13 protein-coding genes are annotated in these 12,148 nt (G+C 60.4%); 7 read left to right on the plus strand and 6 right to left on the minus strand.

What is annotated here, in order from left to right; all coding sequences use genetic code 11:
- Window positions 1–79: 79 nt before the first annotated feature.
- Both rpoH and Q0931_RS00860 read left to right on the plus strand, forming a co-directional pair.
- Window positions 80–952 carry an RNA polymerase sigma factor RpoH gene (gene rpoH, locus Q0931_RS00855; protein WP_299256298.1) on the plus strand — a complete coding sequence of 291 codons (873 nt, stop codon included), beginning with the start codon at window positions 80–82 and terminating at the stop codon, window positions 950–952.
- 221 nt (window positions 953–1,173) lie between these two features.
- Window positions 1,174–2,607, plus strand: coding sequence for an EAL domain-containing protein (locus tag Q0931_RS00860; protein ID WP_299256300.1), 1,434 nt, complete (start codon window positions 1,174–1,176; stop codon window positions 2,605–2,607).
- Here the strand turns inward: Q0931_RS00860 and slmA are convergent.
- From slmA to Q0931_RS00885, 5 genes are all read right to left on the minus strand, one after another.
- A complete protein-coding gene (gene slmA / locus Q0931_RS00865; protein ID WP_299256302.1) occupies window positions 2,579–3,208 on the minus strand; it encodes a nucleoid occlusion factor SlmA in 630 nt (209 codons plus the stop codon). The genes Q0931_RS00860 and slmA overlap by 29 nt on opposite strands.
- A gap of 85 nt (window positions 3,209–3,293) precedes the next feature.
- A complete protein-coding gene (gene argB / locus Q0931_RS00870) occupies window positions 3,294–4,208 on the minus strand; it encodes an acetylglutamate kinase (protein ID WP_299256304.1) in 915 nt (304 codons plus the stop codon).
- A 140-nt stretch (window positions 4,209–4,348) separates the two neighbouring features.
- Entirely contained in the window at window positions 4,349–5,731 is a 1,383-nt protein-coding gene (locus Q0931_RS00875; protein WP_299256306.1) for a phosphomannomutase/phosphoglucomutase, read from the minus strand.
- 29 nt (window positions 5,732–5,760) lie between these two features.
- A complete protein-coding gene (gene dut, locus Q0931_RS00880; protein WP_299256308.1) occupies window positions 5,761–6,246 on the minus strand; it encodes a dUTP diphosphatase in 486 nt (161 codons plus the stop codon).
- Entirely contained in the window at window positions 6,243–7,604 is a 1,362-nt protein-coding gene (locus Q0931_RS00885; RefSeq protein WP_299256310.1) for a bifunctional phosphopantothenoylcysteine decarboxylase/phosphopantothenate synthase, read from the minus strand. The genes dut and Q0931_RS00885 overlap by 4 nt, the downstream gene beginning before the upstream one ends.
- A gap of 121 nt (window positions 7,605–7,725) precedes the next feature.
- On the opposite strand from Q0931_RS00885, the gene Q0931_RS00890 reads away from it, so the two are divergent.
- Window positions 7,726–8,595, plus strand: coding sequence for a 5'-nucleotidase, lipoprotein e(P4) family (locus tag Q0931_RS00890; RefSeq protein ID WP_299256312.1), 870 nt, complete (start codon window positions 7,726–7,728; stop codon window positions 8,593–8,595).
- A 56-nt stretch (window positions 8,596–8,651) separates the two neighbouring features.
- On the opposite strand, the gene Q0931_RS00895 is transcribed toward Q0931_RS00890, so the two are convergent.
- Window positions 8,652–9,665, minus strand: a complete 1,014-nt coding sequence (locus Q0931_RS00895; RefSeq protein ID WP_299256314.1) for an NAD(P)-dependent alcohol dehydrogenase — start codon at window positions 9,663–9,665, stop codon at window positions 8,652–8,654.
- A gap of 158 nt (window positions 9,666–9,823) precedes the next feature.
- Between Q0931_RS00895 and radC the strand changes: the two genes are divergently transcribed.
- The 4 genes from radC to mutM all read left to right on the plus strand — a co-directional run bounded on the left by radC (window position 9,824) and on the right by mutM (window position 12,127).
- On the plus strand, window positions 9,824–10,498 hold the full coding sequence (gene radC / locus Q0931_RS00900) for a DNA repair protein RadC (RefSeq protein WP_299256316.1): 675 nt from the start codon (window positions 9,824–9,826) through the stop codon (window positions 10,496–10,498).
- 202 nt (window positions 10,499–10,700) lie between these two features.
- Window positions 10,701–10,937: a 50S ribosomal protein L28 gene (gene rpmB, locus Q0931_RS00905; protein WP_086620665.1), complete on the plus strand. Its 237-nt coding sequence runs from the start codon at window positions 10,701–10,703 to the stop codon at window positions 10,935–10,937.
- Between the two features lie 60 nt (window positions 10,938–10,997).
- Entirely contained in the window at window positions 10,998–11,153 is a 156-nt protein-coding gene (gene rpmG / locus Q0931_RS00910) for a 50S ribosomal protein L33 (RefSeq protein ID WP_086620664.1), read from the plus strand.
- A 158-nt stretch (window positions 11,154–11,311) separates the two neighbouring features.
- On the plus strand, window positions 11,312–12,127 hold the full coding sequence (mutM, locus tag Q0931_RS00915; protein WP_299256321.1) for a bifunctional DNA-formamidopyrimidine glycosylase/DNA-(apurinic or apyrimidinic site) lyase: 816 nt from the start codon (window positions 11,312–11,314) through the stop codon (window positions 12,125–12,127).
- The last annotated feature ends 21 nt before the right edge of the window (window positions 12,128–12,148 follow it).

Raw genomic sequence — 12,148 nt, forward strand, 5'->3', positions numbered from 1 at the left:
CGCGGGAAACAAAGCACCATTACCATGGTCTATAATGGTAGATAATTACCAGCCAGGGACCAGGGGAGACCGTTTAAACATGAGTACCAGTCTTCAGCCTATCGGTCATCTTTCGCCGGGCAATGACCTGAACGGCTATATTCAGGCAGTCAATCGTATTCCCATACTGACCGTGGACGAGGAAAGAGATCTTGCCACGCGTCTGCACACCGACAGTGACATTGAAGCCGCCCGTCGCCTTGTCATGTCGCATCTGAGATTTGTGGTGCATATCGCTCGCAGCTATTCCGGCTACGGCCTGCCACAGGCAGACCTGATCCAAGAAGGCAACGTGGGTCTGATGAAGGCCGTCAAGCGTTTTGATCCAGCTCAGGGCGTGCGTCTTGTCTCCTTTGCCGTGCACTGGATCAAGGCCGAGATTCACGAGTTCGTGCTGCGCAACTGGCGCATCGTCAAGGTGGCCACCACCAAGGCGCAGCGAAAGCTGTTTTTCAATCTGCGTAGTGCCAAGAAGCGCCTGTCCTGGCTGAACAATGACGAAGTGGATGCCATTGCTCACGATCTGGACGTCAAGCCGGAAGCCGTGCGTGAGATGGAAGGGCGTCTGTCGGCATTTGATGCCGGTTTCGATCCGGCGCCCGGCAGTGAGGATGACGAGCAGAGCTATCAGTCGCCGTCGCAGTATCTGGAAGATGGCCGCTCTGACCCGGCGCTGTCGCTGGAAGAGTCCGACTGGCAGGATCGCTCCTCGCAGCAGCTGCGTGAGGCACTGGCAAGGCTGGACGATCGCTCACGCGACATCCTGCAGCGCCGCTGGCTGGCCGAGCAGAAATCCACCCTGCACGAACTGGCGGACACCTATGGGGTTTCTGCCGAGCGCATTCGCCAGCTTGAAAAGAACGCCATGAAAAAACTTAAGCAGGCGATTGGCGAATCTGCTGAAGTGGCCTGATCATGTCGTTGTAGATCTCATACTAAAGATTGTTTTTGGCGCAAAAGTTGACCCCGGGCTCCCAAGGCCCGGGGTTTTGCTTTACGGTCATGCTTCATGAAAAAAAATGATGTTTCATATTCTCAATGACTTGTTGTGATGATCATCAAATGATTTTCTGTTGCTGCCTTGAGCGCTGATTGATGTCTATCCCTGCATTTTCCCGTAAAACAAAAAATACAATGCCGCCGCGAGTGCCTCCGATACTGGTGACGCTCTATCGTTTGCTGTTTGCCCTGTCGCTGGCAGCGATCTGTTGGCTCTGGTGGCAGGGATATATGGACGTCGGCACGCTGGCCATGGGCCTGCTGCTGTGGCTTTACTGTCTCAAGCAGGGGAAGAGGCTCGTATTAAAAGGTTGTCACCAGTTTCGCCTGAAACGGGGTACCCCTGCTGATGTCGATCAAACTGTCAGTGAGCTCCAGGGCGTTGTGTACTGTTATTGCCACGATGAGCAACAGTATCGCTATCTGAATAATGCTGCGACGCCGATGCCGGGGCCATGGCATCAAAGCTGTCTACTGCCCGGCTGCGCCTTTGACGCCTTGGTCCATCCCGATGATCGAGCGTCGCTGAAAAGCGCTCGCCATCTTTCTCTGCGCCGGGGATATTTCGAGCATACCTATCGTCTGATTCATGGCGCGTCCGAGCAACGGGTATTGGATCGAGGCGTTATCCTGCGCCGTGACGGAAGAGTCGAGTGTCACGGTCTTTTGGTGGACATCAGTCAGCTCGAAGAGATCAATGCGCCGCTGGAGGAGGAAGGGAAATACCCCCGGGCCGGGGTTGCCACGCCTTCTCGGAGCGATGCCGGCGCCTGTCTTGCGCTGTCTGCCGCCGAGAAAACGCCAGGTGTGACGCCTGCCTCGCTGCGCCAGGCCATGACGGATGAGCAGCTGCGGCTGGTGTATCAGCCTCAGGTTGATGGTCGCGACCAGCGTGTTGTCGGTTTCGAAGTTCTGCTGAGATGGCATCATCCCGAGCATGGCGATATCCCCCCCTCGATCTTTATTCCCATGGCCGAATCGATGGGCATCATGCCGGCGCTGGGTAACTGGATCATTGACAGGGTATGTCGGCAGATCAGCGGCTGGCGGGCGCAGGGTTATCAGGTACCGGTCGTGGGCATCAACGTATCCGTTTTGCAGCTTGATCGAGCCCTGCTGACCCACGTCGCGCAGGTGCTGGCCGCCCATCAACTGGAGGGCGGCTGTCTGGAGTTCGAGATCACCGAAAGCCGCATGATGCAAAATTTTGACGAGTGCGTGCATGTCATTTCAAAACTGCGACAGCAGGGCATCGGAATTGCACTGGACGATTTCGGGACCGGCTATTCATCACTGGACAAGCTGGCGCTGCTGCCGCTGGATCGTCTCAAACTGGACAAGAGTTTTGTGACGGCGCTCACCGACGCCAGCCACGGATACCACATGATCGAGGCCATCGTGCGGCTGGCGCACTTGTTGCGCCTGACGGTTGTGGCAGAAGGTGTCGAGACGCGCCGTCAGCAGCATCTGCTCAACGAGCTGGGATGCGAGATTCTGCAGGGCTATCTGTTTGGTGCCGGGGTCGAGGCCGACACGGCAATCAGATACCTGAAGAGAGGTCCGGATTGACGGAGTCGGCTTCAGAGGCCAGGTGGGCACTCAAAAGCTGCCACTGCTCCTCCCAGTGGTGCTGTGGTGCCCGCCGAAATCCGCTTCTGACGTACTGATTGATACGCCCTTCGGCAACGGCCATGAGAAGATTGGCCAGCGCCGATACCCCGATGGTCGGGCGATACCCCTGTTCGATTTCACCGGTTCGAAGGACCTGCTTGAGCTGCGTTTCAAGGCGCTCGAAAAGCTGAGCCATGCGTGTCTGCAGGCGCTCGTGTTCACCGCTGAGCGCCTCGCCGGTCATGAGACGACAAAGCCCCGGATTTTTATCGGCAAAAATCAGCAGCAAAGTCACAATACGCTGACAGCGGTCACTGACCTCGCCGGGTTCGCTGACGATCAGCGTGACGCGCTCGAAAAGCGTCTGCTCGATATATTCGATCAGCGCCTCATACATGCGCGTTTTGCTGGGAAAGTGACGATAAAGCGCGGCTTCTGAAACGCCTACCTCGCGTGCCAGCGCCGCGGTCGTGATGCGTTGACCACGCCCCTGTTCCAGCATGCGCGCCAGCGCCTGCAGAATCTGATCGCGTCGTGAAAGTTTTTGTTCCCTGGTCATGGCCATCTTTTTTATCTGCCAGCAAGGGTGCCCGGGACGGCCTCTGGCACCCGTGAATGAGGTCATACCCGTAGTGCGCGCGGCATCAGGGCGATGGCGTGCTCGCCTGATCGGTAATCAGCGTACCCACACCCGAGCGTGTAAAGATCTCCAGAAGGATGGCGTGCTCCACGCGGCCATCCACGATGACCGAGCTGTTGACGCCATTTTTGACGGCCTCAAGCGCGCAGCGAATCTTGGGCAGCATGCCGCCGTAAATGACGCCGTCCTCGATGAGCTGATCGACCTGCTCGGTGGTGAGACCTGTCATGACCTCACCCTGCTGATTCATGAGCCCGGCCACGTTGGTCAAAAGCATGAGTTTCTCGGCGCCCAGCGCTTCGGCCACCCGTCCGGCCACCAGATCGGCGTTGATGTTGTAGGAGTGTCCCTGAGCATCGACGCCGATGGGCGCCAGCACCGGAATATAGTCGGCTTCCGATAGCATCTCGATCAGGTCGGTCGAGATATGCTCGACCTCTCCGACATGGCCGATATCGATGATCTCGGATGCCGTCATGTCGGCGCGCTTGCGCTGCACGGAAAGCTTGCGAGCGCGAATCTGGGCATTGTCCTTGCCGGTCAGGCCGATCGCCTTGCCACCGGCGCCGTTGATCAGGTTGACGATGCTCTTGTTGACGAGCCCGCCCAGCACCATTTCCACCACGTCCATGGTCTCTGAATCGGTCACCCGCATGCCGTCCACAAAGCGGGATTCGATATTGAGACGCTCCAGCAGCTGACCGATCTGCGGGCCGCCGCCGTGCACCACGATCGGGTTGAGCCCCACTTCCTTGAGCAGCACCACGTCACGGGCGAAGGAGTGGATCAGGTTATCCTCGGTCATGGCGTTGCCGCCGTACTTGATCACCACGGTCTTGCCTGAAAAGCGCTGGATATAAGGCAGCGCCTCGGACAGGATCTCAACGACCTGACGCGGATTGTATTCGCTGTCATGCATGTTGCAAAACGCTCCTGTAGAAAGGGATAAAGGGCCGGGGCAGAGTCAGGGCCTCATGCGTCATGAAGGCTGTATCGATGGTTCTGTGCCGATAATGCCGGGCCGGCGATACGTTCACGGGCCCGGACTGACCCGGTACTCTAGAAGGTCGGCGTAATATCGGGGGCAACGGCCAGCAGTGCCTGACGAAAACGGTCCTGAATGCGTTCAAGAGCTTCAATGGACTTGCCTTCAAAGCGAAACACCAGCATGGGCGTAGTGTTGGAGGCACGGCACAGCCCCCAACCGTCCGGGTAGTCCACGCGAATGCCATCCAGCGTGGTTCGGGTCGCCTGCTCGCCAAAATCGGTATCCCTGATAAAGCGCTCGACAATATCGAACTTGTTGTCATCGGTGACGGGCACGTTGATTTCGGCGGTGCTGGCATCCTGAGGGAACCGGTTGAAATACCGGTCGGCATCGTCAGGCTGGCGCGACAGAATCTCCAGCAGGCGGGCGGCCGCGTAAATTCCGTCATCAAAACCGTACCAGCGCTCCTGAAAGAAGATATGGCCGCTCATCTCGCCGGCCAGTGCCGCACCGGTTTCCTTCATGCGCGCCTTGATCAATGAGTGGCCGGTGTACCACATCTCGGGCATGCCACCGGCGTCCTCGATGATCGGGATCAGGTTGCCGGTGCTCTTGATGTCGAAAATGATGCGGGCGCCGGGCTGGCGCTCGAGGAGATCGCAGGCAAAGGCCATCAGGAGTCGGTCGGGGTAGATGATCTCACCAGAGGGGGTGACCACGCCCACCCGGTCGCCATCGCCGTCGAAGGCCAGTCCGATGTCGGCACCGGTTTCCCTGACCTTCGCAATCAGATCCTTGAGGTTTTCAAACTTGCCGGGATCCGGGTGATGGTTGGGGAATCGCCCATCGATCTCTTCGAAAAGCGGGGTCACCCTGGCGCCCAGACGGCGAATCAGCGCCGGTCCCAGCTCGCCGGTCACGCCATTGCCGCAGTCGACCACGGCGTGCAGCGGCCGCTCAAGCGTGATGTCGCCCACAATGCGGGCCAGATAGGTCTCGCGAATATCATGCTCTCGGCAGCGGCCTTCGCCAGTGCTGAGATCATGTTGCTCGATGCGCCGGTACAGAGCGGTGATGTCATCGCGTGACAGGGCATGTCCGCCCAGCACGATCTTGAAACCGTTGTAGTTCGAGGGGTTGTGACTGCCGGTCACGGCCACCCCGGAGGTAATGCCCTCCAGCACATGGGTGGCAAAATAGAGCACCGGCGTGGGCACCATGCCGATGTCGACCACGTCACAGCCGGCGGCACAGAGCCCTTCGATCAGGGCCGTTGCCAGCATCGGGCCTGAAAGCCTGCCATCGCGACCGACGGCCACACCCTTTTCCCCGCGGGCGAGCGCTTCACTGCCGATGGCCTGACCGATCAGGCGCGCGGTATCAAAGGTGAGCTGTTCATCGACCACGCCACGAATGTCGTAGGCTCGAAAAATGGCGGCACTTACCTGTGTCATGAAAGGATTTCCTGTTGTATCAGCCCGCGTCAGTGCCGTCCCGAGTGGCCGAAACCGCCGGCGCCACGAATATCGGTGTGATCGTCATCCACCGTGAAGTCGTCTACCACTTCCAGCTCGGCCTGGATCACCGGCACCAGCACGTACTGTGCGATGCGCTCGAACGGCTCGAGCGTGACGTGTTCCTGCCCCCGGTTCCAGACCGAGATCATCAGCTCGCCCTGATAGTCGGCATCGATCAGGCCGACCAGATTGCCCAGCACGATGCCGCGCTTGTGGCCCAATCCCGAGCGCGGCAGGATCATCCCCGCCCAGGCCGGGTTGGCAATGTGAACGGCCAGCCCCGTGCGGACCAGCTCGCAGTCACCGGGGGCCAGTGTCAGCGGCGCGTCCAGCAGCGCGCGCAGGTCCATGCCGGCGCTGCCGCGGGTGGCGTAATGGGGCAGGGGGTATTCACGTACCCGGTCATCAAGAATTCTGACCTGCAGGCGCGGCCGGTCGGAAAAGGCAGTCATGAGCAGACAGGGCTCCGCGTTGTGTGATGCGCCCAATACAGGGGCAGCATGTAATCAAGAATGGCGTGCGCCAGATCCTGCTTGGCACGCGGTGACAGCGTATGCGACGTGACCGGGCTCTCCGGCTGGTCAGGTTCGAGATGATACAGCACGGCGGCATTGTCATCGGCACCAAATCCCAGTCCCGGTGCGGCCACATCATTGGCCACGATCAGATCCAGGCGCTTGCGCACAAGCTTGTCATGGGCATGGCGCGCCAGCTCCCGGGTTTCGGCAGCAAAGCCGACGCTAAAGGGCGGGCATTCCCGGTCGGTGACGCTGGCGATGATATCCGGGTTTTCGATCAGGTTCAGCGTCAGGGCGGCGCTGCCGGAAACCTTCTTGAGCTTGTGCTCGGCAATGTCGGCCAGCCGGTAATCGGCGACGGCCGCACAGCCAATGAAAATATCGCAGTCCGGCAGAGCGTCGTTCACGGCCTCCAGCATCTCGACGGCGCTGATGACATTGATGCGGGTCATGCGTTCAGGGGTGGCAAGTGATACCGGCCCGGCAATCAGGGTCACGCGGGCGCCCATGTCACGTGCGGCGACGGCCAGCGCAAACCCCATCTTTCCCGAGCTGTGATTGGAGAGATAGCGCACCGGGTCAATCGCCTCACGGGTGGGACCGGCGGTGATCACGACATGGCGTCCGGCGAAGGCGCCGCTATCGGCGTCATTGTCGGCCAGCCTAAAGGCATCAGCTTTTGGGGCCTGATCATCATGCTCGGGGGAGGCATCCAGCGGCAGTGCACCCGGCGAAGACGCCGTGCCGGACAGCGCCTCTTCCAGTGCGGCGACAATGGCTTCCGGCTCCAGCATGCGCCCGCCGCCGACATCGCCGCAGGCCTGCTCGCCGGCATCGGGGCCAAGCTGCTGCCAGCCCACCTCTACGAGCGTAGCGGCATTGCGCTGGCTGGCAGGGTGCGACCACATGGCCTGATTCATGGCGGGTGCCAGCAGACAGCGTGCCCGGGTGGCCAGACATACGGTGGTCAGCAGGTCATCGGCCATGCCGGCGGCCAGTCGGGCCATCAGATCGGCCGTGGCGGGAGCAATCAGAACGATATCGGCCCATTTGGCCAGCTCGATATGACCCATGCCCGCTTCGGCCCGAGGATCGAGCAATGAGGTGCGCACCTCTTCGCCGGTCAGGGCCTGCAGGGTCAACGGCGTAATAAAGGCCTGGGCGCCTTCGGTCATGACCACACGGACCTCGGCGCCGGCCTTTTTCAAAAGCCGCGCCAGTACCGCGCTCTTGTAGGCCGCGATGCCGGCACTAATGCCTAAAACGATGCGTTGACCAGCCAGTCGTGACATGCAGGGCTCCATGGGCATAACGGTCATCAATGGGATGCTACCTTACCACTGCGTGTCTGACGTGCGTAGCATCATGCCGGTCAGAAACAACCACAACGATATGACGCAAAAGGATACCGCCATGCTTCCGGAAACCCCGCACGCGCTGTCTTTCCTGTCCCGGCCCCGGCTGGCCCCGGCGTTCTCTGCGCTGATCATCGGCATCGCCCTGAACGGCTGTGCCGGTCAACAACCGCCGACGTCTGCAACCTACAGCAATGCCGACCTCAACGAACAGCTGGTCATGGCCACGGCCTGGATGCAGAGCGCGGCCGAATACCGCGCGCTCTCCTTTCAGGCGTTCAACGTGGCCCGTCTGCGCCTGGATCAGGCACTGGAGGCTCAAAAACCGGAGGATCGACCGCTGGCGGTCATCGTTGACTGTGATGAGGCGGTCATTGATAACACGCCTTTCGAGGCCTGGCTGATCGGGCGCAATGAGCAGTACTCCAGCGCGAACTGGAATGCCTGGGTCGAAGACGCTCAGGCGCGCGCGTTGCCCGGCGCACAGGCGTTTCTGAATTACGCCCGCTCACGCGGAGTCGAGGTGTTTTATGTCACCAACCGCGATGAGCGCAGTCTGGCCGCTACCATGAAAAACCTGAAGCAGCTCGACTTTCCGTGGGTCGATGAGCAGCACATGATGCTGCGCACCGATGCCAGCGACAAGCAGCCGCGCCGGGAGGCGGTCATGGCCACCCACGACGTGGCACTGCTGGTGGGTGATAATCTGGCCGATTTTGACAGCCGCTACGACGCCGACGACGTGGCCACGCGCAATGCACGGGTCATTCAGGATTGGGCGCAGTTTGGCGAGCGCTATATCGTGTTGCCCAACCCGACCTACGGGAGCTGGGAGGCCGCACTCTATAAGGGAGATTTCTCGCTGTCACCACAGGAAAAAAATCAAAGGCGTCGGGAAGCGCTGCGCGTCTGGTCAGGGCCGGAATGACCGGCTTCACAAGGAGGAAGAGCCGGGCGATGACGCCCGGCATGGCACCTGTCGTCTTAATCGATGGTGATCACGACCTTGCCCAGATGCTGCTGGCTTTCGAGGTGTTCAAAGGCGGCACGGGTATCGTCAAAGGTAAAGGTGCGATCGATGACCGGCTTGATTTGGTGCTGGGTAATGGCGCGGTTCATCTGCTCGAACATCTCGCGTGAACCCACGAATATCCCTCGCATCAATACACTTTTGCGCATGATATCGGTCGGGTTGATCTCGCCACCGGTCAGCACGCCAATCAGGTTGACCTGCCCGCCAAGGCGGGCAGATTCAATCGAGCGCGGCAGGGTGCCGGCACCGCCGACCTCCACCACGTGATCCACGCCACGTCCATCGGTCAGTCGTTGAACTTCCTGCTGCCATTCAGGCGTCTGGCGATAGTTGATGGTGGCGTCAGCGCCGAGTTCGTGCGCGCGGGCGAGCTTGTCGTCGCTGGAGGACGTCTGAATGGCCCGGGCGCCGGCGGCGCGGGCGAACTGAAGCCCAAACATGGAGACGCCGCCGGTACCCAGCAGCAGCACGCTGTCGCCGGTTTTGAGCGGCGACTTGCCGGCATAGAGCGCATTCCAGGCCGTGACGGCGGCGCAGGGCAGGGTGGCACCTTCCTCAAAAGAGAGATGCTCGGGCAAATTGACCAGTCCCTGCTGATCGAACAGGACATATTCACTGAGGACGCCATCCACGGCGCCGCCCAGCGCCGAGCCCGGATGGCTGTCATTGACCTCGCCCCCCAGCCAGCTCTGCATGAAGATGCCGGCGACGCGGTCACCGACGCCAAAACGGGTCACGTCCTCGCCGATCTCGACCACCTCACCGGCCCCGTCGGAGAGTGGTACGCGATCGGTCGCAACGCCACCGCGGCCATACTTGCCCGTCACGATCATCAGGTCACGATAGTTCAGGGATGCGGCGCGCATCCGCACCAGCACCTGACCACGCGCCGGGCGGGGCGTGTCGCGCTCGGTAAGGGTCAGGTCGCTGATGGCACCGGTCTGGGGCAGGGTATAAAGACGCATCGTAATTCTCCTGTGGTTACCTGCATGTCATGGGAAGCGTAGTAGCCACGGCAGCTGGCGTGTATCGAAAATGACCTGGCAACGGCCTACCTGACTGACTTCAGTTTGATGAGAAGGTGCCGTTAACCCTTCATCAGACAATGCTGTTGGAGAGTGGTGTGGGTATCAGTCACTGGCCGGAAGGAGAACGGCCGCGGGAAAAACTGATCAATCTGGGGGCTCAGGCGCTATCGGATGCCGAGCTGCTGGCGATCTTTTTGCGGGTGGGCGTCAAGGGACGCTCGGCGGTGGATCTGGCGCGCGATCTTTTAAGCGAATTCGACGGGCTGCGTCCGCTGCTGGATGCCAGTCGTGAAACGTTTTGCCGGGCCCATGGGCTGGGAGATGCCAAGTACGTGCAGCTGCAGGCGGCGCTTGAACTGTCGCGTCGTCATCTGGAAACCCTGTTGATGCGTGGGGATGCGCTCAATTCGCCGCATATGGTGCGCCGCTTTTTGAGCGCGCATCTGCGCGATCTGGGTCATGAAGTGTTTGCCGCGCTTTTTCTGGACAGTCAGCACCGGGTGCTGCGTTTTGAAAAGCTCTTTACCGGCACGCTGGACGCCGCCGCTGTCTATCCGCGTGAGGTGGCGCGGCGGGCGCTGGCGCTCAATGCCGGGGCCGTGATTTTTGCCCACAATCACCCCTCCGGTGTGGCCGAGCCCAGTGATGCCGATCGTCGCATCACCACGCGGCTGGTCGAGGCGCTGGGGCTTTTTGATATTCGGGTGCTGGATCATTTCGTGGTCGGTGACGGTGAGGTCACCTCCTTTGCCGAACGAGGCTTGCTTTAAGGCTAATACCGGCGCACAGGCAATTATATCAAGGCGTACTTGCCGAGCAGGGGGCGCTCTGGTATAAAGTACGCCCTTTGACTTTCTGCGGGTTATGAACAGGGGGCAGGGAGGCGTATCGCCCGCCACTTCTCACCGGTTTGCCCGAATACTTAATAGACACTCATGTGCGGCCCGTTCGGGCTCACGGCTGGAGGCTTCCATGTCACAAGTCTGTCAGGTTACCGGCAAGCGTCCGGTGACTGGTAACAACGTTTCCCACTCTCAGCGCAAGACGCGTCGTCGTTTCGTCCCCAACCTGCATACGCATCGTTTCTGGGTCGAGTCCGAAAAGCGCTTTGTCCGTCTGCGTCTGTCCTCCAAGGGCATGCGCATCATCGACAAGAAAGGCATCGAAGTGGTCCTCAAGGATCTGCGTGCCAATGGTCTGAGCGTCTGAGACGACGGTTCGTGATTACACCTCAAGCGCCCGGCGCGCTTGACTGCGGAGAGCAATAACATGCGTGACAAGATCAAGCTGGTTTCAAGCGCGGGTACCGGTCATTTCTATACGACCGACAAGAACAAGCGCAATACGCCTGACAAGCTGGAATTCAAGAAGTACGACCCGGTCGTACGCAAGCATGTCATGTATCGTGAAGCCAAGATCAAATAATTGATGGCGCTTTGCGTGCCGCCCGTCAGGGTGGCCTGAAAGGACCCGGTCATGGCCGGGTCTTTTCGTATCTGGTCCTTTTGTATCTGATGCTCGGCCGGCAGGCCCTCATCCGCTGCGCTGCCGTCCTTCCTTCAACGCTGTCACATTAGAACCTCATGCCCGAGCTGCCTGAAGTCGAAACGACCCGTCGCGGTATTGCGCCGTGGGTGGCGGGTTTCGAGATCAATGAAGTCATCGTTCGTCACCATCGTCTGCGCATTCCCGTGCCGGAAGGGCTGGCCGAGCGTCTGACCGGTGAGCGTATCGGTGAGATCACCAGGCGCGCCAAGTATCTGCTGCTGCCGGTCGCTGGTGGGCATCTGCTCTGGCATCTGGGCATGTCCGGCAGTCTGCGTCTGGTCGAGATCGGTACCGAGCCGCGCAAGCATGACCACATTGATCTGGTCATGAGCTCAAATCTGGTGCTGCGCTATCACGACCCGCGTCGCTTCGGGCTGGTGGATTTCATCGAGGGCGACCCCATGAGCGATCGGCGACTGGTGGCCCTTGGGCCCGAGCCGCTGGGTGATGACTTTAACGGCGGACATCTCCATCAGCGCTCGCGTGGCAAGCGCCTTGCGGTCAAGAACTTCATCATGGACAGCGCCGTGGTCGTCGGCGTGGGCAACATTTACGCGGCCGAGGCGCTGTTCATGGCGGGTATTGATCCGCGCATCGAAGCGGGCAAGGTGTCGCGCGCGCGCTATCAGCGGCTGGCGGAGGCCATCAGGGCCGTGCTGGCCGCGTCAATCGAACAGGGCGGCACCACGCTGCGTGACTTTGTCAGCGGGCGCGGCGAACCGGGTTATTTCGTACAGCGCCTGAACGTCTACGGTCGTGGTGGCGAGCCGTGCCGCGTCTGCGGTAGCGAGCTTCGCTCGATGACCATCGGCCAGCGCGCCAGCGTGTTCTGCCCGCACTGTCAGCGTTAGGCGCCGTCATGACCATACGAC

It is taken from the genome of uncultured Kushneria sp. (genome assembly GCF_947497025.1).
Taxonomy (GTDB): Bacteria; Pseudomonadota; Gammaproteobacteria; order Pseudomonadales; family Halomonadaceae; genus Kushneria.